The sequence below is a fragment of the Nocardia fodinahabitans genome (assembly GCF_052983615.1).
In genome coordinates, this window is the sequence record NZ_JBRJJC010000001.1 from 4,422,227 (window position 1) to 4,446,845 (window position 24,619).

Annotated in this window: 14 protein-coding genes; 9 read left to right on the plus strand and 5 right to left on the minus strand. The window is 71.0% G+C overall.

Annotation, left to right across the window (positions count from 1 at the left end; genetic code table 11):
• Positions 1-211: 211 nt before the first annotated feature.
• The gene (locus tag NV348_RS20560; RefSeq protein ID WP_447148353.1) at positions 212-2,053 is read left to right on the plus strand and encodes an ABC transporter ATP-binding protein; all 1,842 of its coding nucleotides are present in this window, start codon (positions 212-214) and stop codon (positions 2,051-2,053) included.
• The gene (locus NV348_RS20565; protein ID WP_447148354.1) at positions 2,050-3,786 is read left to right on the plus strand and encodes an ABC transporter ATP-binding protein; all 1,737 of its coding nucleotides are present in this window, start codon (positions 2,050-2,052) and stop codon (positions 3,784-3,786) included. Before NV348_RS20560 ends, NV348_RS20565 begins: the two co-directional genes overlap by 4 nt.
• A gap of 48 nt (positions 3,787-3,834) precedes the next feature.
• Here NV348_RS20565 and NV348_RS20570 read toward each other — a convergent pair whose 3' ends face one another.
• From NV348_RS20570 to NV348_RS20580, 3 genes are all read right to left on the minus strand, one after another.
• Positions 3,835-4,254, minus strand: a complete 420-nt coding sequence (locus tag NV348_RS20570; protein ID WP_447148355.1) for a TIGR03667 family PPOX class F420-dependent oxidoreductase — start codon at positions 4,252-4,254, stop codon at positions 3,835-3,837.
• A gap of 85 nt (positions 4,255-4,339) precedes the next feature.
• The gene (locus NV348_RS20575) at positions 4,340-5,698 is read right to left on the minus strand and encodes an alpha/beta hydrolase family protein (protein WP_447148356.1); all 1,359 of its coding nucleotides are present in this window, start codon (positions 5,696-5,698) and stop codon (positions 4,340-4,342) included.
• Positions 5,699-5,816: 118 nt separating this feature from the next.
• Positions 5,817-6,524 carry a siderophore-interacting protein gene (locus tag NV348_RS20580; RefSeq protein ID WP_447148357.1) on the minus strand — a complete coding sequence of 236 codons (708 nt, stop codon included), beginning with the start codon at positions 6,522-6,524 and terminating at the stop codon, positions 5,817-5,819.
• A gap of 158 nt (positions 6,525-6,682) precedes the next feature.
• Between NV348_RS20580 and NV348_RS20585 the strand changes: the two genes are divergently transcribed.
• The gene (locus NV348_RS20585; RefSeq protein ID WP_447148358.1) at positions 6,683-8,017 is read left to right on the plus strand and encodes a SidA/IucD/PvdA family monooxygenase; all 1,335 of its coding nucleotides are present in this window, start codon (positions 6,683-6,685) and stop codon (positions 8,015-8,017) included.
• 80 nt (positions 8,018-8,097) lie between these two features.
• On the opposite strand, the gene NV348_RS20590 is transcribed toward NV348_RS20585, so the two are convergent.
• Positions 8,098-8,769 carry a GNAT family N-acetyltransferase gene (locus NV348_RS20590; RefSeq protein ID WP_447151105.1) on the minus strand — a complete coding sequence of 224 codons (672 nt, stop codon included), beginning with the start codon at positions 8,767-8,769 and terminating at the stop codon, positions 8,098-8,100.
• Between the two features lie 256 nt (positions 8,770-9,025).
• Between NV348_RS20590 and NV348_RS20595 the strand changes: the two genes are divergently transcribed.
• The 6 genes from NV348_RS20595 to NV348_RS20620 all read left to right on the plus strand — a co-directional run bounded on the left by NV348_RS20595 (position 9,026) and on the right by NV348_RS20620 (position 24,345).
• Positions 9,026-9,778 (plus strand): thioesterase II family protein, encoded by a 753-nt coding sequence (locus NV348_RS20595; protein ID WP_447148359.1) that lies wholly within the window; start codon positions 9,026-9,028, stop codon positions 9,776-9,778.
• Complete coding sequence (locus tag NV348_RS20600) at positions 9,775-11,100, plus strand: beta-ketoacyl [acyl carrier protein] synthase domain-containing protein (RefSeq protein ID WP_447148360.1); 1,326 nt, start codon at positions 9,775-9,777, stop codon at positions 11,098-11,100. The genes NV348_RS20595 and NV348_RS20600 overlap by 4 nt, the downstream gene beginning before the upstream one ends.
• Positions 11,093-14,263, plus strand: coding sequence for a nocobactin polyketide synthase NbtC (nbtC, locus tag NV348_RS20605; RefSeq protein ID WP_447148361.1), 3,171 nt, complete (start codon positions 11,093-11,095; stop codon positions 14,261-14,263). Before NV348_RS20600 ends, nbtC begins: the two co-directional genes overlap by 8 nt.
• 14 nt (positions 14,264-14,277) lie before the next feature.
• Positions 14,278-19,329: a non-ribosomal peptide synthetase gene (locus NV348_RS20610; RefSeq protein WP_447148362.1), complete on the plus strand. Its 5,052-nt coding sequence runs from the start codon at positions 14,278-14,280 to the stop codon at positions 19,327-19,329.
• A gap of 28 nt (positions 19,330-19,357) precedes the next feature.
• Positions 19,358-23,896 (plus strand): non-ribosomal peptide synthetase, encoded by a 4,539-nt coding sequence (locus tag NV348_RS20615; RefSeq protein WP_447148363.1) that lies wholly within the window; start codon positions 19,358-19,360, stop codon positions 23,894-23,896.
• Positions 23,897-24,012: 116 nt separating this feature from the next.
• The gene (locus tag NV348_RS20620; protein ID WP_447148364.1) at positions 24,013-24,345 is read left to right on the plus strand and encodes a VOC family protein; all 333 of its coding nucleotides are present in this window, start codon (positions 24,013-24,015) and stop codon (positions 24,343-24,345) included.
• Between the two features lie 38 nt (positions 24,346-24,383).
• Here the strand turns inward: NV348_RS20620 and NV348_RS20625 are convergent, their stop codons facing one another.
• Positions 24,384-24,617 carry a hypothetical protein gene (locus tag NV348_RS20625; RefSeq protein ID WP_447148365.1) on the minus strand — a complete coding sequence of 78 codons (234 nt, stop codon included), beginning with the start codon at positions 24,615-24,617 and terminating at the stop codon, positions 24,384-24,386.
• Positions 24,618-24,619 lie beyond the last annotated feature (2 nt).

A 24,619-nucleotide genomic window follows, 5' to 3' on the forward strand; every position in this document is an offset into this window, starting at 1 on the left:
ATCGCCGAAATTATTGACGTGACAAACATTTTCGCTCTCCCGCCGCGATAAAAGGATTCGGAGGTAGAGAGAAAATTACGCCCGGAATGTCGAATTGCCGAGGGGGTTGACCGCCAGTTCACACAACCTTCCCCGGTCGGCCACAACCACTCAACTTAGGCTAACCTACCCTTGGTACTTTGCCGTGGACAGGTCGAGAGGGCGAGAAGTTATGACGGTGCAGGTAGCGCCGCCGCCGGGGGTGGAGTCGGGGAACCGGCTGCCCAAGGCGGCCGCGAAAGCGCAGAAGCAGCAGGAAGCACAGGCGCGCAAGGAGATCCTGGCGCCGGTGTCGGGGATGCTCACGTTCGCGAGCCTGCTCGTCGCGGTCGCCTCGGTCTGCACCGTCGTGCCGTTCCTGCTGATCGTGCAGGCCTGCCGGGAACTGCTCGAGAGTCCGGTCGACACCGATCGGGTGTGGTGGCTGTTCGGCGCGGCCGTTGTCGTCCTCATCGTGCGCGCGCTGCTGCAGGCCGTCGCGCTCACCTGGTCGCACGCGGTCGACGCCGGCTATCAGCTGACCCTGCGCCGGGCCCTGGCCGACAAGCTCACCCGGGTGCCGCTCGGCTGGTTCGGCGAACGTAGCTCCGGTGAGGTCAAGACCTATCTCCGCGACGACGTGGAGGCGCTGCACTATCTCGTCGCCCACGCCCGCCTGGAGTTCGTCGGCGCGCTGGTGGTCCCGCTGGTCACTCTCGGCTACCTGTTCACCGTGGACTGGCGGCTCACCCTGGTGCTGCTGATTCCGCTGATCGCCTACTTCGTCCTGTTCGGCAAGATCATGGACCGCGACGGCCGCGACCGCCTCGCCGTCTACACCCGCTGGGAGCACCGCACCGCCGAGGCCACCATCGAATTCGTCGACGGCATCCAGGTGGTGCGGGCGTTCGGCCAGGCGGGCAAGGCGCACACCGAGTTCCAGCACGCGGTCGACGGTCAGGTGCGCGCCGCGCATCGGATGAAGATGCCGATCCTGCGCGTGCAGTCGGCCTCCGACATCGTGGTCATGCCGGTTTTCGTGATGCTGATCGTGGTCGTCGGCGGGCTGGCCTTCGTCGGCCTGGACTGGGTGAATCCGCTCGACCTGCTGCCGTTCCTGCTGGTGGGCTTGGGCATCGGCAGTTCGCTGCTCGGCCTCGGCTACGGCTCGCAGGCGCTGCGGGCCGGTGGCGCCGCGGCGCTGCGCCTGCACGAACTGCAGCAGACCCCCGAGCTCGACGTCGTCGCGGCGACCACCGTGCCCGCGGCGGGCCAGGGCGGTGTCGTCCGCTTCGAGGGCGTCGAATTCGCCTACCGCGCCGGTCATGCCGTGCTGCGCGGTCTCGACCTCGAACTGACCCCGGGCACCATCACCGCGCTGGTCGGCCCGAGCGGCTCCGGCAAATCGACGCTGGCCAAGCTGCTGCCCCGCTTCTACGACGTGGGCGCGGGCCGGATCACCATCGACGGCCGCGATATCCGCGAGTTCACCAGTGAAGAGTTGTACCGCACCGTCGGATTCGTGTTCCAGGACGTGCGCCTGATCCGCGGCTCGATCCGGGAGAACCTGCTGCTCGCGCGTCCCGGCGCCGATGACGCGGCGATCGAGCGGGCGAGCCGGGCCGCGCAGATCCACGACCGGATCATGGCGCTGCCGCGCGGCTACGACTCCGAGATCGGCGTCGACGCGACCCTGTCCGGCGGTGAGGCCCAGCGCCTCTCGATCGCTCGCGCGCTGCTGGCCGACACCCCGATTCTGGTCCTCGACGAGGCCACTGCCTTCGCCGACCCCGAATCCGAGGCCGCTGTGCAGGACGCGCTGGCCGCGCTGGTCGCGGGCCGCACCGTGCTGGTGATCGCGCACCGTCTGCACACCATCACCGGCGTCGACCGAATCCTGGTGCTGGAGAACGGAACGCTCGTCGAGCAGGGCACGCACCCCGAGCTGCGCGCCGCCGGTGGGCTGTACCAGCGGCTGTGGGAGATCAACGAGGCCGCGCTCGGCACGCTCGCCCTGGTGGAGGAAACACGATGATTCGCAAGGTTTTCCGCCTCGTCCCCGACGAGTTCGCCCCGCTGATCCCGCGCCTGCTCACCGCCATCGTGCTACAGGCGCTGTGCCAGGCCATCGCGTATCTGTTGCTGGTCCCGGTGCTGGAAGCGCTCTTCGGTGACGACCTGGGCGGCGCCTGGCTGTGGGCGCTCGGCATGGCCGCGGCCGTGGCCGGCGTGGTCGTCTTCGGTTATCTCCAGGCCGTGCTCGGCCTGCGGATCGGCCTCGGCATGCAGCGTGGTCTGCAGACCAGGCTCGGCGATCAGCTCAACGCGCTGCCGCTGGGCTGGTTCTCCGATCGTGACGCGGGCCCGCTCTCGCGGGTCATGGTCGAGCAGGTCCGCGAGATGCAGGGCCTGATCGCCTACCTGCTCACCAAGGTGCTCACCGGCATCATCGTGCCGCTGGTGGTCGCTATCGGCATGCTGTTCATCGACTGGCGGATCGGGCTGGCCATGCTGCTGGCCGCACCCGTGCTGTACCTGGTCAACAACCTCGCCAACCGCGCCTACACCGGTGCCGACGCTCGGCTGCACACCGCCGCGGCCGAAGCCGATTCCCGGGTGGTGGAATTCGCCCAGGCGCAGCCGGTGCTGCGCGCGTTCGGCGCGGTCGGCGCGGGCAACAAGGCGCTCGCCGCCGCGCTGGCCGGGCAGCGGTCGGCGGTGCGCAAGATGATGATCGCGACCGTGCCGGGACTGATCGTCTTCGCGCTGTTCGTGCAGGCGGTGTTCCTGGTGCTGGCCTACCTCGCGGTGGTGCAGGTGACCGACGGCGCGATCTCGGCGGCGGCGGCGATCGCGCTGATCGCGGTGAGCTCGCGTTTCATCGAGCCGGTGAACCAGGCCGCCCAGCTGGGCACGGCCCTGCGCTCGGCCGCCGCGGCCGCCGATCGGATCACCGAGCTGCTGGCCGAGCCGACCCTGCCCGCGCCCTCCGAACCGGTGACCCCGGGCGCGCCCGCCGTGGTCTTCGACGACGTGAGCTTCGGCTACCGGCCCGGCGAGACCGTCCTGTCGGAGCTGAGTTTCACCGTGCCCGCCGGGACCACCACGGCCATCGTCGGGCCCAGCGGCGCGGGCAAGACCACGCTGCTGCGACTGGCCGCCCGCTTCTACGATGTGAGCTCCGGCGCGGTCTCGGTGGGCGAACACGATGTGCGCGAACAGCCTTCGGAGACCCTGCTCGATCAGCTCTCGCTGGTGTTCCAGAACGTCTACCTGTTCAACCGCTCGGTCGCCGACAACATCCGCATCGGCAAGCCCGAGGCCACCGACGCCGAGCTCGAGCGCGCGGCCGTCGCGGCCCGGGTCGACGAGATCGTCGAGCGGCTGCCCGACGGTTTCGACACCATGGTCGGCGAGGGCGGCGCGTCGCTGTCCGGCGGTGAACGTCAGCGCGTGTCGATCGCCAGGGCCCTGCTCAAGGACGGCCCGATCGTCTTGCTCGACGAGGCGACCAGCGCGCTGGACCCGCACAGCGAGGCCGTGGTCGTGCGTGGCATCCACGAACTGACCAGGGACAGGACGGTTCTCGTCGTGGCGCACCGGCTCTCCACGATCGCCCACGCCGACCAGATCCTGTTCCTCGACGGCGGCCGCATCGCCGAACGCGGCACCCATCGGGAACTGCTGGCGCTCGACGGCCGCTACGCCGCGTTCTGGAACGAGCGGGAACGCGCCACCGGCTGGCGTCTGGAACCCGTCTCGGCCTGACCCGACGACGACAAAGGGCCGTCTCGCCGAGACGGCCCTTTGTCGTATTCAGAAGCCCCGCAGATGATCCGGGGTGATGTGGATCGGGACCGAGTAGGTGTCGAAGAACTCGGCCTCGGTCATCTTGATGTCCACGAAGCCTTGCGTGTACTTGCGGCTGTAGTCGGCGATCGTGGCCTCGGGCACCGCCTCGCCGACGCGCGCCGAACCGGCGAACACGACGATGTCGCCACCGGAGGCGGAGCTGTTGAGGTTCAGTGATACCCGCGGATTGCGGGTGAGATGGTGCAGCCGCTTGGCCTTGGGCATGGTGTAGATCAGGAAGGTGCCGTCCTGCCACAGGAACCACACGGGGTTCGGCTGCGGGGTGCCGTCGGCGCCGATCGTGGTCAGCCAGAGGACGTGCTCGTCGGCCAGGCGCTGGGCGACCGTGGCACCGAAGGGCGTGCTTTCGTCGAGAACGGACACGGCGTACTCCTCGCGGGTGTGGGTTCCGTACTGCGTTCCGCTGTCCACCTTGGCCGATATCGCCCGCGCCCGCCACTACGCCTCGTCAGCGCGGCACGGGTCCGCCCGTGACCCCGGCATGACCAGCGGCGGCGGTGGCGACCTCGGCATGTTTGCCCAGTAGGAACGGAGTCAGGATGTCGTTGGTGGTGCGCTGGGTGTCGGCGGCGGTGCGCGATCCGCCGACGATCCTGGTCACCAGGAAACGCACCGGGGCGGCGAGGAATTGGGGCACGTCGGTGAAGCTGAAGTGGTCGGCGTCGCCGAACTCGTAGCGGAAGCCGGGGGCGCGCAAGTGTTCCAGCACACCGCGATTGCCGTCGAGATAGCGCTGGGAATGGCCGGTCACGGCGTGGTCGCTTTCGAGCAGTAGCACGGGGCGATCGAGGGCGCGTTCGGGCAGATCGCCGTAGAGGGTGCCGTCGAGATTGGCCGCGGCGGTGAGCCGGGGGTCGGCGGCCAGGGCCGACAGCGCGGCGGCGCCGCCGAGGGAATGTCCGGTGGCGGTAAGGTTTTCGAGATCGACGTGGCCTGCCAGCTGGCCGAGGACGTCGGGCCGGGCGAGCTGGTCGAGCACGAATTGCAGGTCGGCCGTGCGGGTTTCGAGCCGTTCGGTCATGAAGCGAAGGGCGTCGGGGTCGTCGGCGGCGATGTTCTCGACGGTGGTGGCGACGGTGCCGTCGGCGAGTTCGGTCACCGCCGACTCGTAGGGATGGTCGATCGCCAGCACGATGAATCCACGGCTGGCCAGGTCGGCGATCAGTCCGGAGTAGAACGCGCGCGGCGCGCCGTAGCCGGGGGAGAACAGCACCACCGGCCAGCGGTCCCGGTCCGGCGACACCGGAACGTCGGAGGTCGCGTGCGTGTCGATAGTGGTGTCCGACAGGAGAAATCCCGGAATCCCCGACACCCGCGACGGCAACCGGCCCTGGCCGTCGAGATACACCCACTGCCTGCCGGACGACACCTCGGTCGGATACCACGCCTGGACGACCACATTGCGCCGGTCGTCGGCCGTGGTCGCCGGCTCGGGCCGCTGCTCGTCGACCCAGCGGAAGATCTCCGACCCGACCGCGTACGGGCCGGTGGGTGCGGGGAGTTCCGGCGCGGGCGGCAGCGCCCACGGCAGGATCGACAGCACGGCCAGCGCGCCGATTCCCCCGCGGAACCACGCCCGCCTGCGCGTTCCGCCGGCGTCGGTCACCACGAACGCGAACATCAGCACGATCAGCAGGTAGAGCGGCCACCAGTGCCAGTAGCCCTCGAGCACCCACAGCAGCAGCGCGCCGATGACCAGCACCGGCAGCGCGAACGGCGCCACCCGCCTGCCGATCCGTGGCGACGCGACCAGCGTGCTCGCGAGCGCCACGGTGGCGACCAAGAAGACAGCATCGATGACGGACACGGCGCGCTCGATTCGATCCGGACGGCTCGGGGTTCCCGACTTGTCCGATCAGCTTGCCGCAGTGCTCAGTCCGTCCGCATCAGCATCGAGACCGATCGTCGGTCGTCCTCGGGGATGACTACTTCCAGTACGCCTGCGACTTGATCGCGGTCTTGGGCAGCGCGTGCTGGCCCTTGAGGGTCTTCACGATCGAGCGGGTGGTCTGCCCACAGCACGCCACCCACGCGAACGCGTCCGCGGCGCAGCTCATCTCCTGCGCGGCCTCGCGCATCAGGCGGCCGTCGTCGACGCGCTGCAGCCAGGTGAGCTGGTGGTGCGGCTTGTTGCGCACCGGGATGGCCTGGTCGGACTCGTACTGCCACTCCAGCCAGACTCGCGCCGGGGTGTCGCCGATGGCGTCGAGCAGCGAGTTGATGGCGGGCAGCGAGGCGGTGTCACCGAAGACGACGTACTCGCTCGGGGTCTGCTCCGGCAGCTGGAAGTCCGAGCCGAGGACGGTCGCGTCCAGCGGGTCGCCCGGCTGGGCGCGCCGGGCCCAGTCGGCGGCGGGGCCGTTGTGCAGCGCGAAGTCGATGTAGGCGGTGTCGGTTTCCGGGTCCGGGTCGACGAGGGTGTAGCCGCGATGGTGCAGCTTGTCGCTCCCGGCGTCCGGAATCCACAGGCGGATCCACTGGGTGGGGTGCACCGGGTGGTCGGCGAGCAGCCCACCGAGGTCGACGCCGATCCGCACGAACTTGTCGGTGACCTGCTCGGTGGATGTCACCGTCAGCTTGTAGTCGGCGCCGCCCCAGGCCTTGGTGATCAGGCCGTTCAATCCCTTACCCATGTCGTTAGGTTAGCCTAAGGTCACTTGTTTGTCTGCATGGGCGGCTATCGTCACACTGTTCAGATAAGGTAAGCCTATGCAAATATGGGATCGTGTCCGGGCAATCGCCCTGTGGACGATCCCGGCGCGACCTGCGTGAGAGAGTGGAGAACGAACCGGTGGAAACCCTCCTGGTAGTCGGCGCGGGGCCGAAAGCCCTTGCGGTGGCCGCGAAATCGCACGTCCTGCGCACTCTCGGCCTGCCCGCGGCCCGGGTGGTCGTCGTCGAATCGCACGCGGTCGGCGGCAACTGGCTGCCCAGCGGCGGCTGGACCGACGGTCAGCATCGGCTCGGCACCAGCCCCGAGAAGGACATCGGCTTCCCGTACCACTCCACCTGGGCGCGCGGCCGTAACCGCGATATCGACCAGGCGATGGCCGCGTTCAGCTGGACCTCGTTCCTGATCGAGCACGGCACCTACGCCGAGTGGGTCGACCGCGGCAGGCCGAGCCCGCAGCACCACGTCTGGGCCAAGTACCTGCAGTGGGTCGCCAAGTCCATCGACCTCGAGCTCGTGCTCGGCCGGGTCGAGCGGATCCGCCACGGCGGCAACGGCATCGACGACCAGTGGCAGGTCGCCGTGGTCGACGCCGACGGCAACCGGTCCGAGCTCACCGCCGACGGCCTGATGATCACCGGCCCCGGCCGCAGCAGCCGCGCACTGGCCGAACACCCGCGCGTGCTCAGCATCGCCGAGTTCTGGGACCTGGCGGGCAAGCGCAGCCTGCCCGCCGCCTCCCGCGCCGCGGTGATCGGCGGCGGCGAGACCGCGGGCTCGGCCCTGGACGAGCTGGTCCGGCACGAGATGCTCACCATCTCGGTGATCTCGCCGATGGCCACCCTCTACACCCGCGGCGAGAGTTTCTTCGAGAACTCGCTGTTCAGTGATCCGGTGAAGTGGAACGCGCTGAGTCTGCAGGAACGCCGGGATGTCATCCGGCGCACCGACCGCGGCGTGTTCTCGGTACGGGTGCAGGAGAGCCTGCTCGGCGACAGCCGCGTGCACCATCTGCAGGGCCGGGTCACCAAGATCGTGCCGCAAGGCGAGGTGCTGGCCCTCACGCTCACCAACGAGCTGCGTGCCGATCAGGTGCACAACTTCGACCTGGTCGTCGACGCCACCGGCGGTCAGCCGCTGTGGTTCCTGGACATGTTCGACCAGCGGACCGCCGACCTGCTCGAGCTCGCGGTGGGCGGCCCGCTGACCCAGCAGCGGATCGAGTCCTCGATCGGCTACGACCTGGCCGTCACCGGCCTGGCGGGCAAGCTCTACCTGCCGAACATGGCTGCGATCGCCCAGGGCCCCGGCTTCCCCAATCTCAGCTGCCTGGGCGAACTCTCGGATCGCGTGCTGAGTCTTTGGAGCGCTGGCGCGCTCGAGTCGGCGGCCCCTTGGGTCCCGCCGATCAGGCACCGTGGCTTGCTCCTTCGTCGCTTGCGCCACGGCGCCTGATCGGCGGGACGGCCGCCGACGGCCGACTTCGTCGGCCTGCCCCTCCTCGGGGTCGGGGCGTGGTGGTCGGGGTGGGAGGGTCAGGCGCCGGGGGCTGGGACCGGGAGGTCGGCCGGGGTGCGCGGGGTCGCGTAGAGCGCGATGCGGCGGGTCGGACGCACGTCGAATTCGCCGACGCGGTGCCAGCCGATCTTGTCGAAGCTGCGGCAGATGGCCTGGTTGCGGTGGTCCGGGTCGCCGAGCATGCGACGGCAGTCGGGGTTGGCGGCGAAGACGGCGGCGGCCAGGGTCGAGATCCAGGCGGACATGATGCCCTTGCCGATCACCCGGGTGTCGGCGGTGGCGATGTGAAAGCCGATGTCGCCGGGCTGTGCGTCGTAGAGGCGGCCGATCTCGTCCTTGGCCGCGCGGTAGAGCTCGATGTAGGCGATGTCGCGCACCCCGAGCTCGGGCTCGCCGAGCACGGCGAAGTCGAGGCTGAGAAGGCACGGGCGCGAGTAGGTTCCGGCCAGCTGGGTCTGGAAATCGGACCGGCGGCGGTCGGTGTCCCAGTCCTGCTCCCACGATTCGAGCAGGTGCGGGCGGGTCATCCACTCGGCGAGCAGTGCGGGATCGGTGCCGTCCGGGTCGGCTACGCGCAGGGCGAAGGGCGCCGCGAAGATCGGCAGCGTCGGCGCCGGTGCGGCGGCCACCTCGGCGGGCAGGTCGGTCTGCTCGCGGGGCAGCACGTAGGGGGTCCCGGCGGGGTTCATCTGCTGGGTGCTCCGTTCGATCGTTACCTTGGTCACCTCGACTGGTAAGGCTAGCCTATACTAACGCCCGGGTGTTACTGTTGCCCGACCGATCGCCCGGTGGTTGCCGGGTCACGACCGAACCGGGTCGGCTTCGGCGGCAACAGGTTTCGCCCCGGCCCCGGACGACCGCGCCGGGCGGGCCCGTGCGTCGGCACGGCGATGGACAGTGCGAAACGGCCGCACAGCGTGTGTGCGGCCGGTGAGGGAGAACGACATGGCAAGAGAACTCGGCTGGATCCGGCAATTCCAGGCCCCCCGGACCGACTCCCTACCGCCGCTGATCGTCTTCCCGCACGCGGGTGCCGGCGCCTCGGCCTACCGGGTGTTCGCCAAGCGTATGGCCCAGGACTTCGACACCGTGGTGATGCAGTACCCAGGTCGTCAGGACCGGGTGCGCGAAGCCGCGGCTGAGACCCTGCCCGAGCTCGCCGCCGGCGCCTTCGAGGCCTTCCGTGGCTCCGCCCACGACACCGGCGCCCCGCTGACCGTCTTCGGTCACAGCATGGGTTCCATCGTCGCGTTCGAGTTCGTCCGGCTGGCCGAGGCCGCCGGGTTGTCCGTGCGTTTGCTGGTGGCCTCCGCGGCGGCCGCCCCGCACCGGATCGCCGAGCTCCCCGGGCATCCCACCGAGGACGAGGAATTGCTCGACCACATGTCCGCCCTCAACGGCACCGGCGCCGACGTGATGGCCAGCCGTGAGGTCATGCGAATGGCGCTGCCGGTGCTCAAGGCCGACTACCGCGCCTTCGACGCCTACTCCTGCGGCGCCGACGTCCAGGTCGCCGCACCCCTGCTGGTGCTCGGCGGCGACGATGATCCGTTCGTCGGTCCCCGCGACCTCTACGCCTGGGAGACCAGCACCAGCGCCGAGCTGGAAGTGAACCTGTTCGCCGGCGGCCACTTCTACATCGACGAGAACATCGACGGCATCGCCGAGGTACTCGCCGGTCAGGCGCTCACCCGATGAGCGCGCCCGGCCACGATCCCATCGTCATCGTCGGCATGGGCGTCGAGGCGCCCGGCGGCGTCGACACCCTGCCCGCGTTCTGGTCGGCACTGGCCGAAGGCCGCGAACTGATCGGACCCTTCCCGCGCGACCGCGAGTGGCCGCTCGACGAGCTGTTCGCCCTCGGCAGGCTCGACGGCTGGGCCCCCGTGCGTGACGCGGGCGGGTTCCTCGACGGCGCCACTGAATTCGACGCCCAGTACTTCGGCATCACCCCGCGCGAGGCGGTCGCCATGGACCCGCAGCAGCGGGTGGCCATGCGGGTGGCCTGGCGGGCGCTCGAGCACGCCGGCATCAATCCCGGTGCGCTCGACGGTGATCCGGCCGGTGTCTGGATGGGTGTCTCGGCGGCCGAGTACGGGCCGCGCGTGGCCGGGGTCAACGAGTACAGCGGCTACCGCGCCACCGGCACCGCGCTCGGCGCGGTCGCCGGTCGCATCTCGCACGGGCTCGGCCTGGTCGGCCCGTCGATCAGCGTGGACACCGCGTGCGCCTCGTCGCTGACCGCGGTGCATCAGGCCGCCTCGGCCATCCGCGCGGGCGAGTGCGACTGGGCGCTGGCCGGTGGTGTCTGCGTGATGGGCTCGCCCGGCGCGTTCTACGAGTTCTCCAAGAACAACGCCCTGGCCACCGACGGCCACTGCCGTTCCTACGCCGCCGACCCGACCGGGACGCTGTGGGGCGAGGGCGCGGGCGTCGTCGTGCTGGAACGGGAATCGCGGGCCGAGGCGCTCGGCCACCGGATCTACGGGCAGCTGCTCGGGTCGCGGGTCAACCACAACGGCGCGGGCGCGCCGATCGCGGTGCCCAGCGCGCGGGCGCAGCAGCGGCTCATCGAGGCCACCGTCGCCGCCGCCGGGATCAGCGCGCACGACATCGGCCTGATCGAGGGCCATGGCACCGGGACCGCCGTCGGTGATCCGCTCGAACTGACCGCGCTGGCCGCCACCTACGGCGACCCGGAGCGCGGCGACGACGGCCCGCTGCTCGGCTCGGTGAAGTCCAACGCGGGCCACGCCCAGGCCGCCTCGGGCATGCTCGGCCTGATCAAGGTGCTGCTGTGCGGCGCGCACGGCGCGATCGCGCCGAGCCTGTGGGCCGACGCCCCCACCACCGACCTCGACTGGGACGCGACAAGTCTGCGGCTCGCCGCCGAACTCACCGACTGGGCGCCGCGCGCGGACGGCATGCGCTACGGCGCGGTGTCCTCGTTCGGTGTCGCGGGAACCAACGCGCACGCCATCGTCGGCCTGCCGGTGCTGGAGGAGACCAACCATGGCTGAGTACCGTCTGCCCGACGGCACCGTTCCCGTCCTGCTGTCCTCCGACAGCGTCGACGGACTACGTGCCGAGGCCACCACCCTGCGCGCCTACGTCGCGGCCCATCCGGAGGTGACGCCGGAACGTCTGGCGGACATGCTGTTCCGCACCCGGGTCGCCCGTCGTCGCCGCGCCCTGGTGCTGGCGCCGCCGTCGGCGGCCGACGCCGCCGCCGCGCGCACCGACCTGCTGGCCGCGCTCGACGCGATCGCCACCGACACCGACCATCCGTCGGTGGTCCGGGCCGACACCCCGGCCGGCGCCCGCCGCATCGGCTTCGTCTTCCCCGGTCAGGGCAGCCAGCGTCCCGGCATGGGCGCGGTGTTCTACGAGCTGTCGGACGCCTACCGCGCCGTCGTCGACGAGTGCGCCGCCATCCACGCCGAACGCTTCGGGCACTCCAAGCCACTGCACTATCTGCTCGGCCACGAGGGACAGTACGAAGACGCGGTGTGGGAAGTGCAACCCGCGTTGATGTTCCACATGACCGGTCTGGCCGCACTGTGGCGGGCGGCGGGTGTGGAACCGCACGCGACCATCGGCCACAGCCAGGGCGAGCTCGCCGCGGGCGCGGTGTCCGGTGTGATGACGCTGCGGGATTCGGTGCTCGCGGTGACCCATCGCGCCCTGCTGGCCGACCGGCTGTCGCCGCGCGGCTATTCGATGGCAGTCTTCGGCATGGACCGCGAGAGCGTGGAAGCGCTGATGGCGCGCAACTCCGGCTGGGCCGAGCTGGCGGTCGTCAACTCGCCGCACATCATCGCCATCTCCGGCGAACGCGGCGCCGTCGTCGAGCTGGTGGCCGCGGCCACCGCGCGCGGCCAGTTCGCCAGGGAGATCCGCGTCGCCTTTCCCGCGCACACCTCCATGGTCGCCGAGGTGCGGACCGAATTCGAAGGCTTCCTCGGTGACGAGATGAGCGCCCCGAACTTTGCCGCATCCGAGATCCCCTGCTACGGCGCGACCTTGGGCGAGGTGATCACGCCCGATCTCACGCAGGAGGAGTACTGGTACTGGAACCTGCGCAATCGCGTCCGGTTCGACCGGGCCGTGGTCAGCGCGGGCAGTGACGGCATCGACCTGCTGATCGAGGTCGTCGAGCATCCGGTGCTGCAGCTGGCCCTGCAGGAGAACCTGAGCCTGGTCCCGAACCGTCCCGGCCTGCCCCCGCGCGACTTCCGCGTGCTCGGCACCTCGCTGCGCACCGCCGAAGGACTCTCGGAGTTCACCCGCAACCTGGCCCAGGTCGCCGTCCTCGACGCCGACTACCGCTGGGACGCACTGCGCGTCGACGATTCCGCCGCCCTCCCGCTGCGCGACTTCCCGCACACCGTCACCGCGCCCAAGCGGCTGTGGGCGCCGCTTGGCGCGCACGAGACCCCGGCCGAGCTGGTCGTCACCACGCCGAAACCGCAACGGCTGGTGGAACAGTGGAGTCCGTTGCAGCGCCGCTCGCTCACCGCGCCGCGCGACCTGCTGCTCGTCGATCACACCGGCGAATGCGCCGACCTGGCCACCGCGCTGCTCGCGGCCGCCGACCGGCACGGTGCCGGCGCGCGGGTGCTCGGCCCGGCCGACCTCGCCTCCGGTGCGGCCTTCACCCTGAGTGACGGCACGGCCGCCGACACCGTGGTCGTCCTGCTCCCCGAGACCGCGGACGACGACACCGCCGCCGCCATCGACGCGCTGACCGGCTTCTACGCCGACCGCGCCTGGGCCGGTGCGCTGTCCGCGCTGCGTCCCGGCGGCGAGTGCTGGCTGCTGACCGTCGGCGGCGAGTCCGTGCACGACGGCGATCCGATTCCCGCGCTGTTCCAGTCGGGCGTCACCGCCGGATTCCGCAGTGTCGGTATCGAACACCCCGGCATCCTGTTCCGGCATCTCGATCTCGCCGCGTCCGAACCCGCGGCCGCGCAGGCCGCCAAGATCGTCGCCGCCGTGCACTCCACGGGGGAGGCCGAGCTGGCGTTGCGCGCGGGCAAGGTGTTCGTGAAGCGGCTGGTGCTCGACACCGCCGCCGAGACCGGTTCGCTCGGTGCCGATCTCGATCACGTGGTGATCGTCGGCGGCACCGGTCAGCTCGGGCTGCGGTTCACCGACCACCTGGCGCGGACCGGCGCCGGCCGCGTCACCCTGCTCAGCCGCAGCGGCGAAACCGAGGCGCTGGCAGGCGAACTGGCTCGGCTGCGCGGGCTGAGCGGCACCGAGATCGTGGTGCGCGCCTGTGACGTCGGCGATGCCGACGCCGCGGCCGCCTTCGGTGCCGAGATCGCCGATCGCCCGGTCGATCTGGTGATCCACGCCGCCGTCGACTACGTCGATGCCGAACTCGACGAGATCACCGCCGCGGACGTGCGCACCGCCGCCGGCGCCAAGCTGCGCGGCCTGGACAACCTCGTCGAGGCCGCACCGCTGGCCGACAACGCCCGGGTCCTGCTGTGCTCGTCCATGGCGGCGACCCTGGGCGGACGCGGGCAGATCCTGTACGCGGTGACCAACCGCATGCTCGACGTCGCCGCCCGGCGGCTCCGGGCCCGTGGCATCGACGCGGCCAGCCTGCAGTGGGGCCTGTGGAGCGTGGCCGGTCCGCTCGACGACGCCGGTTTCGCCCGGGTGGAAGAAGCGGGCGTGTTCCCGATGGTGCCCGCCGACGCGATCGCGGCCGGGCTCGCGCTGCCCGCTCGCGACGGCATGATCATCGCCGCCGACTGGGACTTCCTGCGCGAGGTGCTCGGTGCGTTCGGGCTGTCCTCGGTGCTCACCGGACTCGAGTCCAGTGCGCCGCTACCGCAGGCGGTCTCGTCGGCGACTGGCTCCGGTGCGGTGGCTCCGGCCTCCGTCGAGGTCGCCGCGCCGACCACGAACGGCGCGGCGGTGGCCGACAACACCCCGCTCGACCTGCGCATGCGCACCGAACTGCGCAAGGTCATCGGCGGCGACAGCGCCGACTCCATCGACGCCACCATGCCGCTGGTCGCCCTCGGCCTGGACTCGTTGCAGGCCTTGGACTTCCGCAAGCGGGTCAAGGCGGAGCTGGATCGCGATCTGCCGGTCGCGGCGATTCTCGGCGGCGCGTCGCTCGACGATGTCGTGCTGCTGATGGCACAGAACACCGACCAGGGCTGAGGGGCCGAACAATCATGTCTGACACCGAAGCCACCCTGTCCGTCGCGGAGCGTCGCAAGTTACTGCTCCAGCAGAAACTGCGCGCGAGCGGCATGGCCGCCGCGCCCGAACCCGTCGCCGTGCCGCGCATCGCGGCGGGCGAGCGCCGTCCGCTCACCCCCGGTCAGCGCCGGATGTGGTTCCTGCAGACCCGCGACGCCGACGACACCGCCCTGTCCATCTGTGTCGCCTACCGGCTCACCGGCCCGCTCGACGGCGAGCGCCTGCACGCCGCCTTCGACACCGTGGTGGCCCGCCACGACATCCTGCGCACCACCTACGGCGCGGACGCCGAGGGCGAGCCGTACCAGGTGTTCACCGACGACGCCCGCGCGCAGTGGCAGACCCACGACCTGACCGACCTCGCCGAATCCGGCCGTGACCTGCGGGTGGAGGTGCTGGCCCGGCGTGAGTTCGGCCGTCCCTTCGCGCTGGGCGCCGAATTGCCGGTGCGCGCCACCCTGATCCGCACCGGCGCCGACGAGCACGTCGTGTTGTTCGCCATCCACCACATCTGCTGGGACGACGACTCCTGGTCGGTGTTCTTCGCCGAGCTCAACGCCGCCTACCGCGCCGGGTCCGGCGCGGGCGCCACGGTCCAGTTCGCCGCGATCGCGTCCACCGACGAGGCCGCCGACGCCGACGTCGACTACTGGCGTGCGGCCCTGCGTCCGCTGCCCGAGCCGCTGGAGCTGCCGGGTTCGCCTGCCGCGGCACCCGGCAGGCAGGCCCAGCGCCGCACCCACCGGCTCTCGGCCGACCTCGTCACCCGCACCGAGCGGTTCGCGCGCGAGCACGCCGCGACCCCGTTCATGGTGCTGCTGGCCGGTTTCGATGCCCTCGTGCACCGCTACACCGCCGCCGACGATTTCCTCGTCTCCATCCCGGTGACCGATCGCCCGGCCGGCACCGAGCAGCTCATCGGCTACTTCGGCAACACCCTGCTGCTGCGCGCCACCGTCGGCGCCCGCGACGACTTCGCCCAGCTCGTCGCCGCCGTGCGCGACACCTGCGCGGGCGCGTTCGCGCGGCGCGGCGTCGGCATCGATCGGGTGGTGCGCGAAGCCAACCCGGACCGCGTCGCCGGGCGCGACGGCATGGATCAGCTGGTCCGCCTCGGCTTCAGCGTGCGCAAGAGCGCCGACGGCTTCGCCATCGACGGCGTGACCGCCACCCCACTGGAACTGGGCGCGGTGAGCGCCCAGGTGCCGCTGGCCCTGGCGATCGTGCTCGAAGACGACGGCACCGCCGTGGTCGAGGCCGAGTACCAGACCGACGTGCTCGCCGAATCGATCGTCGACCAGCTGCTCGCCCACTTCGGCCGGCTCCTCGACGCCGCGCTGCGTGACCCGAAGCGCAGGCTCGCCGACCTCGACATGCTCGGCGCCGACGACCGCGCCGCGCTGCTGGAGCGTTCGCACGGCGTGCTCGTCGATCAGCCCGCGACCACCCTCGTCGCGCTGTTGGAAGCCGCCGCGGCAGCCACCCCCGACGCGCTCGCGCTCGCCGCCGACGACATCGAACTCAGCTACGGCGCGCTGCACGCGCGCGCGAACCGCTTGGCGCACTGGCTGATCGGGCAGGGCATCGGCACCGAGGACATCGTCGGGCTGCGGCTGGGCACCTCGGTGGAGTTCATCGTCGCCGTGCTCGCCGTGCTGAAGGCGGGCGGGGCGTACCTGCCGATCGACCCGGCCTACCCGCAGGACCGGATCGAGTACCTGGTCGAGGACGCGCGTCCCCGGCTGCTGCTCGGCGCGGCGGAACTGACGGCCGCGGAGTCGATGGCGGCCGAGCTGCCCGCGACCGCGCCGACCGACGCCGACCGGTTGCGCCCGCTGCTGCCCGCCAACCTCGCCTACGTCATCTACACCTCCGGCTCCACCGGCAAGCCCAAGGGTGTCCCGGTGCCGCACGCCGCGATCGCCGAGCACATCGTCTGCTTCACCGCCGACTGGAGCATGTCGGCGCAGGACCGGCTGATGCAGTCGTCCTCGGTGAGCTTCGACGCCTCGCTGGTCGACATCGCCATCACCCTCACGGTCGGCGCGCAGCTGATCGTGCCCAAGCCCAACGCCTTCCGCGACATCCGCTACGTCGCCGACCTGATCACCCGCCGCCAGGTCACCGTGCTGCACATGGTGCCCTCGATGCTGAGCACCTTCCTGCTGCTGCCCGAGGTGAGCGAATGGCAGTCGCTGCGGCAGGTCCCGGTGGGCGGTGAGGCGCTGCCCGGCGAGGTGGCCGACCGCTTCGCCAACACCCTCGACGCCGAACTGCGCAACCACTACGGCCCGACCGAGGCCGTGGTCTGTTCGACCCACATGCCGATCGCGGGACCGCAGGGCACCGGCGTGGTGCCGATCGGCATCCCCAACCGCAATGTCTACACCTATGTTCTCGACGAGGCGCTGCACCTGGTGCCCGACGGCGTGGTCGGCGAGCTCTACCTCGGCGGCGACCAGCTGGCCCGCGGCTATCTGGACCGTCCCGCGCTGAGCGCGCAGCGTTTCGTCGCCGACCCGTTCACCCCGGGCGCGCGGCTCTACCGCTCCGGTGACCTGGTGCGCCGCAACGACTTCGGTGAGCTGGAGTTCGTCGGCCGCGCCGACGAGCAGGTGAAGGTGCGTGGCTTCCGCATCGAACTCGGTGAGGTCGAGGCCGCGATCGCCGCGCATCCCGCCGTCGCGCACTGTGTCGTCATCGTCACCGAGGACCCCGCCGTCGGCGCCATGCTGGCCGCCTACGTGGTGCCGGCCGAGGAGTCGATCGACCTCGAGCAGGTGCACGCCTTCGCCTCGACCGGGCTGCCGGAATACATGGTGCCCAGCGCCTTCGCGGTGATTCCGGAGATCCCGCTGACCGTCAACGGCAAGCTCGACAAGCGCGCCCTGCCCGCCGCCACCCCCGCCGTCGCGCGCACCCATCGCGCGCCCGCCACCGCCACCGAGCGCAAGCTGTGTGCCCTGTTCGGCACGCTGTTCGGGCTCGCCGAGGTCAGCGCGGAGGATTCGTTCTTCGAGCTGGGTGGCCATTCGCTGCTCGCCGCCCGCCTGGTCGCCCAGGTGCGCGCGGAGTTCGGCGTGGAGCTCGACGTCCGCGTCGTCTTCGACAGCCCGACCCCGGCCGCGCTGGCCGCGAACCTGGTGGCCCGCTTCCTGGCCGAGTTCGATATCGACCTCGACGCCGTCGACTCCGACGAGGAGATCGTCGAGGCGCAGGTCGATACCGCTGCCCCGCAGGCGAATCCGGGCCGTCCGGCGATCGGTGGCCGGGCCCGCGGTGCGCGCGTCCCACTGTCGTACTCGCAGCTGGCCATGTGGTTCCAGTACCGCATGGAGGGCGCGGGTTCGGTCGGCAACCTGCCGCTGGCGCTGCGTTTCGACGGCGCGCTCGACATCGCGGCGCTGCGTTCGGCGCTCGACGACGTCGTCGCCCGCCACGAATCCCTGCGCACCACCTTCCCCGAACACGACGGCGTCCCGTACCAGGTGGTGCACCCGGCCACCACCGTGCCGCTGCCGATCCGGGAGATCGCGCCCACCGACCTCACCGCGGAACTCGCGGCCATCGCCGGCTACGCGTTCAGCCTCGACGGCGAACCGCTGATCCGCGCCGAACTGCTGGCGCTCGACGCGAACACCCATGTGCTCTCGCTGCTGGTGCACCACATCGTCGCCGACCACGCCTCCTTCGGCGTGCTGCTCGACGACCTGACCACCGCCTACCGGGCGCGCAGCGAGCAGGGCGGCGCCCCGGGCTGGAGCCCGCTGCCGATCCAGTTCGCCGACTACGCCCTGTGGCAGCGCGAGCTGTTCGATCAGGCCGCGCCGAGCGAGTTCGCGCAGGCCCAGATCGACTACTGGAAGACGGCGCTCGCCGATGTCCCCGAGGAGATCTCGGTCGCGCACGACCGGCAGCGCCCGCCGGTGCTCGGCAAGCGCGGCGAGGTGGTCACCTTCACGTTGCCCGCGAGCGTGCGCTCCGGGCTGGAGGCGCTGGCGATGCGCGGCGGCGCCACCGAGTTCATGGTGTGCCAGGCCGCGGTCGCCACGCTGCTGCACGTCCTCGGCGGCGGCACCGACATCACCCTCGGCACCCCCGTCGCGGCGCGCACCGATCCGGCGACGACCGGCCTGGTCGGCCTGTTCGCCAACATGGTGGTGCTGCGCAACGACCTCTCGGGCGCGCCCACCCTGCGCGACACCGTGAGCGCGGCCCGCGACGTCGTCCTCGACGCCAACGCGCATCAGGAACTGCCGATCGAGCGGCTCGTCGAGGCGCTCAACCCGCGCCGCTCGCGCTCGCGGAACCCGTTGTTCCAGAGCATGATCCACTTCCGTGGCGCGGACTGGGCGCCGACCACGCTGCCGTTCGCGTCCTCGGGCGCCTCGACGGTCACCGTGCTGCCCGCCGACTTCGACGTCTCGTTCCTGGATCTGAACCTGAGCCTGAACGTGACCGCCGACGGCGGCATGGACGTGCGCGTCGTCGTCAACGCCGACCTCTACGACCCGGCCACCGCGGCCCTGATCGCCGACGCGCTGGCCGCCACCCTGCGCGCCTTCGCCGAGACGCCGGACCTGCCGGTCGCCGAGCTGCGGGTGCTGCCGCAGGCCGACCTGGACCGGCTGCTCGCCGCACCGGCCCCGATCGCCGCGGCCGCCACCGCGGGAGCGGGCGCGGCGGACTCCGACACCGAGCGGCAGCTCATCGCGCTGATCGAGGAACTGCTCGAGATCGACGACGTCACGGGTGAGGACGGCTTCTTCGCCCTCGGCGGCGACAGCGTCATCTCGATCCAGTGGTCGGCCCGCGCCGCCGCCCTCGGCCTGCCGCTGACCCCGCAGATGGTGTTCGAGTACTTCACGATCACCGAACTGGCCGCCGCCGTCGACGCGGCCGCCGCCACGGAGCAGCCGAATCGCGAGGAACCCGAACAGGTTTCGCACGCCCCGATGAGCGCCTCCGGTCTGGAAGCCGACGCGCTGTCGGCGCTGACCGCGGCCTGGCAGGCACAGGCCTAGTGAACACGCAGGGACGGAAGGACATCGCATGAGTGCCCCGCAGATCGAGGACGTGCTGGCGCTGAGCCCGCTGCAGGAGGGGCTCTTCTCGCTGTCGCGGTTGGCGGGCACCGAGATCGACCTGTACACGATGCAATTCGTGGTCGACATCGATGGCCCGCTCGACACCGACCTGCTGCGCCGCAGCGCGCAGGCGATGCTCGACCGGCATCCGAACCTGCGTGCCGCGTTCTGGGACACCGATGTGCCCAAGCCGGTGCAGATCATCCCGTCCCGCGCCGAGCTGCCCTGGACCGAGCGGGACGCGCGCACAACGGAATTCGACGCGATCGCCGAATCCGAGCGCCGGGTGCCGTTCGCGCTCGGCCGTGGCCCGGCGCTGCGGGTGCTGCTGCTGAATGTCACCGACGCGCCCGAGCCGCGTAAGCGGATGATCCTTACCGCGCACCACATCCTGATGGACGGCTGGGCCGTCGCGGTGTTCTTCACCGAACTGCTCGCCGTCTACCAGTCCGGCGGCAGCCTCGACGGGCTGCCCGCCCCGCGTCCGTACCGCGACTACATCGGCTGGCTCGGCGCCCAGGACCACGACGCCGCCGCCCGCCGGTGGGCCGAGCACCTCGGGCAGGTCAGCGCGCCGCTGGTGCTGGCCGACGGCACCGGCGAGCGCGGGTCCGCCGTGCCGCAGACCACGCGACTGCGCCTGTCCGCCACCGAGACCGAGCGGTTGCAGCAGTGGGCGCGCGCCAACGGCATGACGCTCAATACCGCTGTCCAGTTCGCCTGGACGCTGCTGCTCGGCCGGATCACCGATCGTCGCGACGTCGTCTACGGCACCACCATCTCCGGTCGTCCCGAGAAGCTCGCGGGCGTGGAGGGCATGGTCGGCCTGTTCATCAACACCGTCCCGGTCGTGCACCGCCTCGACCCCGCCGAGCCGGTCGTCGCGCAGTGCGCTCGCCTGCAACGGGATTCGGCCGCCATGCGCGAGATCGGCTACCTCAGCCTGTCGACGCTGCAGCGCGCGGCCGGGCACGGCTCGCTGTTCGACACCCTGTTCGTCTTCGAGAACGCCCCCATCGACGACGCCATCCAGACCGTCACCGCGCCCGACGGCGCGCGGTTCCGGCCGATCGAGATGGAAAGCCTGGCTCACTACCCGCTCACCGTCGTCTCGCACCTGAGCGAGGGCGATCTGCTCGTCCTCGTCGAGTCGATCCCGGCCCTGCTCGGCCACCTCGACCCCGCCGATCTCGGCGCCCGCCTGGTCGCGGTGCTGCGCGCGCTGCCGCGGCTCGACGCCGCGGCCACCCTCGACGCGATCGACCTGCTCACCGCCGACGAACACGCCGAACTGCGCGCGGCGGCCACCGATATCGCGCCCGCGCCGACCGCGACCCCGTGGGAACTGTTCGAGCGCCAGTCCGCCGCGACACCCGACGCGATCGCGCTGACCACCACCGCGGGCGAGGTCTTCACCTACCGGGAGCTGCACGACCAAGCCTGCCGGATGGCGGGGGAGTTCGCCGCCCACGGCGTCGGACCGGAAACCGTTGTCGCCCTGATGCTCCCGCGCGGCACCGCGTCGATCGTCGCCATTCTGGCGACCTTCGCCGCAGGCGCGGCCTATGTGCCGGTCGACATCTCGCTACCGGTCGGCCGCATCGAATCCATTCTGCGTCAGTCGAACCCGGTCCTCGCAGTCATTCGAGCGCAGGACCGCGCTCTGCTCGACGGCCCGACACTTGGCAGGCAGCCTGTCCTGCTGCTCGACGACCCCGCCGTCGTCGCTCGCATCGCCGCCCGCCCCGCGCAGGCCCCCACGGTGCGCCGCCAGCTCGAGCACAGCGCCTACATTATTTTCACCTCCGGCTCGACCGGCGAGCCCAAGGGCGTCGTCGGCACCAATGCCGCGCTGGCCGGCTACTTCGCCGATCACCTGGAGCGCTTCTACCGCCCCGCGATGGCGAAACTCGGCCGCCCGCTTCGGGTCGCGCACGCCTGGTCGCTCGGGTTCGACGCGTCCTGGCAGCCGATGGTCGGCTTGTTCGCCGGTCAGGCGCTGCACCTGTTCGACGCCGAGGAGATGCGCGACGCGCACCGGATCGTCTCCGGCATGGCCGAATTCGGCATCGACATGATCGACACCACCCCGTCCATGCTGGCGCAGCTGGCGGCGGCGGGCCTGCTCGACCGGGAACTGCCGGTGCTCGCCCTCGGCGGCGAGGCCATCGACACCGCGCTGTGGGCACGCCTGCGCGCCCTGCCCGGCACCGCCGTCTACAACTGCTACGGCCCCACCGAGACCACCGTCGAAGCGGTCGTCGCCCCGGTGGCCACCTCGGAGATCCCGACCATCGGCACCGCCAACGGCGGCATGGCCGGCTACGTCCTGGACTCGCGGCTGCGCCCGGTGCCGCCCGGCGTCGTCGGCGAGCTCTACCTGTCCGGCGTGCAGCTGGCCCGCGGCTACCTCGGCAAGCCCGCCATCACCGCCGACCGCTTCTGCGCCGACCCGCATCGCCCCGGTCAGCGCATGTACCGCACCGGTGACCTCGTGCGCAGGCTGCCCGGCGGCCGCTTCGGCTACCTGGGTCGCGCCGACGCGCAGGTCAAGGTGCGCGGCTACCGCATCGAGGTCGGCGAGATCGAGACCGCGCTGCGCCGCTCCGCCGATATCGACACCGCCGCGGTGACCGTGGTGCGGCGCGCCGGTGGCGCGTCGCTGGTCGGTTTCGTCGTCGGCAAGGCGGGCCGCGCGGTGGTCGTCAGCCGGGTGCGTGCCGATCTGGCCCAGCGCCTGCCCGCGTACATGATTCCCGCGCGGATCGTCGTCCTCGAGCAGCTGCCGGTGAACGTCAACGGTAAGCTCGACGGTCACGCCCTGCGCGAACTCGCCGAACAGACCCTCTCGGCCGCCGACGGCAACGCCGCCGCCGAAACCCCCACCGAGATCGCGCTGAGCGAGGTCTTCGCCGAACTGTTCGACGGCCGTGCTCCCGGCGTCGACGCCGACTTCTACGAACTCGGCGTCGACAGCATCGTCGCGATCTCCCTGGTCAACAAGGCCCGCCGCCGCGGCATCGCGCTCAATCCCCGAATGGTGCTGGCCTGCCCCACCATTCGCGAGCTCGCCGCCGCGGCCGATGACGGCCCGGCCGTGGCCGCCCAGTCCGGCGCCGACGCCTACGGCGTGGTGCCGCCGCTGCCGGTGGTGTCGTGGATGTACGAGTACGGCAACTTCCGTCGCTTCACCCAGAGCGCTCTGCTGCGCCTGCCCGCCGGAATCGACCGTGCCGGAATGGAAGCAACGCTGCAGGCCCTGCTCGACGCGCACGACACCCTGCGCGCCGTGCTCACCGACACCCCTGACGGACCGCGCTTGGTCACCAGAGCGCCTGGTGCGGTTCAAGCCGCCGATGTCGTCATCGAGGCGCCGCGCGGCCTCGCCGGTGCCGAACTCGACGCGGCCATAACAGAATTCGCGCGCACCGCCAACGACGACATCGACCCCCGAACCGGTGCGATGGTGCGCGCGGTGTGGTTCGCCGACACCGCCGGTGCCGGCGATGTCCTGCTGCTGGCGATCCATCACCTCGCCGTCGACGTCGTCTCCTGGCACATCATGATCGACGGCCTGGCCGCCGCCTGGCAGCAGGTCCAGTCCGGGGTGACGCCGAAGATGCTGCCCGAGTTCACCTCCTACCGGCAGTGGTCCGAAGCCATGTGGCAGCGTGCCGCCGAACCGGAAGTGCTCGCCCAGCGCCACTATTGGGCCGCCCAGGTCGCCGCACCCGATGCCGCGCTCGGCGCGCGGGTGCCCGCCCCGGCCACCGACACCTGGTCCACCCTGCGCATCACCACCGTCGCGACCCCGGTCGCCCTGACCGAGCGCCTGCTGGCCCGCGTCGGCAAGGACGAGGGCGTCCGCGAGCTGCTGCTCACCGCCCTCACCATGACCATGGCCTCGGTCCACGCCGACAACGGAAACGACGCCACCGCAGGCGCGTTGATCGCGCTGGAGGGCCACGGCCGCGCCGACGCCGAACTCGGCACCGACACCGCCAACACCCTCGGCTGGTTCACCAACGTGTTCCCCGTGCGCCTCGGCGTCGGCGAGCACGCGGTGGATGTCGCTGGCGCACAAGCGGATCCGGCCGCTGCCCGCACCCTGCTGGACACCGTCTCGACCCACCTGCGCGAGATCCCCAACCAGGGCCTCGATTACGGCCTGCTCCGCTACGTCGACCGCGTCCCCGAACTCCGCGCCGCGGCTGAACCCCAGGTCGAGTTCAACTACCTGGGCCGTATCGACCTCTCCGGCACCGAGGGTAACCCCTGGTCCCTGCTGGTCGGCGCCCACGACGCGGCCCTGCCGCTGGACCCCGAGCCCGACCTGCCGCTGCGCTACGCGGTCGACGTCATCGCCGGTATCGGCACCACCCCCGATGGCCCCGCCCTGACCACCAACTTCCGCTGGAGCACGGCCCTGTTCACCGAAGCGCAGGCAGCACGCTTCGCCGAACTCTGGACCGAGGCGGTCACCGCCCTGGCCGACGCCATCTGATTCCGGACACCGACAAAAGCGGGTGGCCTGCGCTGCCCGCTTTCGTCGTTTCCGGTGGTTAGGCTGGCAGACGGAGCATCACGTTCTTCACCGACACCCTTCGGAAGGAAGCCAAGATGAGCCCCACCATCGGCGCCGTAGTCATCCCCGTCTCCGACCTGGAATCCGCCAAGAAGGTCTACACCGCCCTGTACGGCACACCCCACACCGACGAGCCCTACTACGTCGGCTACAACGTCAACGGCTTCGAGATCAGCCTCAACCCCCAGGGCGACGCGGGCGCAGGCCCCATCGCCTTCACCGACGTCGAGAACGTAGACGCCACCCGCACCGCCCTGCTCGCCACCGGCGCCACCGAACACTCCGCCCCTCGCGAGGTAGCCCCCGGCCTGCGCGTCTGCGTTCTCACCGATCCCGACGGCAACCCCTTCGGTCTGCGCGGGAAGTAACCTCGCCCAGCCCACCCGGCCAGGTGGATCGCCTCGAACTACGACTGCTGCGAGCCGACCTTCATCCATATCCCGGAGGTCCGGTGCCCGTGGATCGCCTTCCCGGCGACGCGCGCGGCCAACCCGCCCACCTCGCCGTCCGGCACGCTGACGGCGTAGTCGGCCGTCCTGATCGTGACCGCGCGGTCGAACACGTGGTCAACCCCGGCGTACTCGTAGACGACTTCGTCGTCCGCCACCGAACGCAGCCGGAAGACCAGGTAGATGGCCATCG

Bases quoted from the DNA above. Each gene is read 5' to 3' on its own strand.
- NV348_RS20560 (WP_447148353.1), top strand. From the start codon at position 212: ATGACGGTGCAGGTAGCGCCGCCGCCGGGGGTGGAGTCGGGGAACCGG.
- NV348_RS20565 (WP_447148354.1), top strand. From the start codon at position 2,050: ATGATTCGCAAGGTTTTCCGCCTCGTCCCCGACGAGTTCGCCCCGCTG.
- NV348_RS20580 (WP_447148357.1), bottom strand. From the start codon at position 6,524: ATGGGTAAGGGATTGAACGGCCTGATCACCAAGGCCTGGGGCGGCGCC.
- NV348_RS20590 (WP_447151105.1), bottom strand. From the start codon at position 8,769: ATGAACCCCGCCGGGACCCCCTACGTGCTGCCCCGCGAGCAGACCGAC.
- NV348_RS20595 (WP_447148359.1), top strand. From the start codon at position 9,026: ATGGCAAGAGAACTCGGCTGGATCCGGCAATTCCAGGCCCCCCGGACC.
- NV348_RS20600 (WP_447148360.1), top strand. From the start codon at position 9,775: ATGAGCGCGCCCGGCCACGATCCCATCGTCATCGTCGGCATGGGCGTC.
- nbtC (WP_447148361.1), top strand. From the start codon at position 11,093: ATGGCTGAGTACCGTCTGCCCGACGGCACCGTTCCCGTCCTGCTGTCC.
- NV348_RS20610 (WP_447148362.1), top strand. From the start codon at position 14,278: ATGTCTGACACCGAAGCCACCCTGTCCGTCGCGGAGCGTCGCAAGTTA.
- NV348_RS20615 (WP_447148363.1), top strand. From the start codon at position 19,358: ATGAGTGCCCCGCAGATCGAGGACGTGCTGGCGCTGAGCCCGCTGCAG.
- NV348_RS20620 (WP_447148364.1), top strand. From the start codon at position 24,013: ATGAGCCCCACCATCGGCGCCGTAGTCATCCCCGTCTCCGACCTGGAA.
- NV348_RS20625 (WP_447148365.1), bottom strand. From the start codon at position 24,617: ATGGCCATCTACCTGGTCTTCCGGCTGCGTTCGGTGGCGGACGACGAA.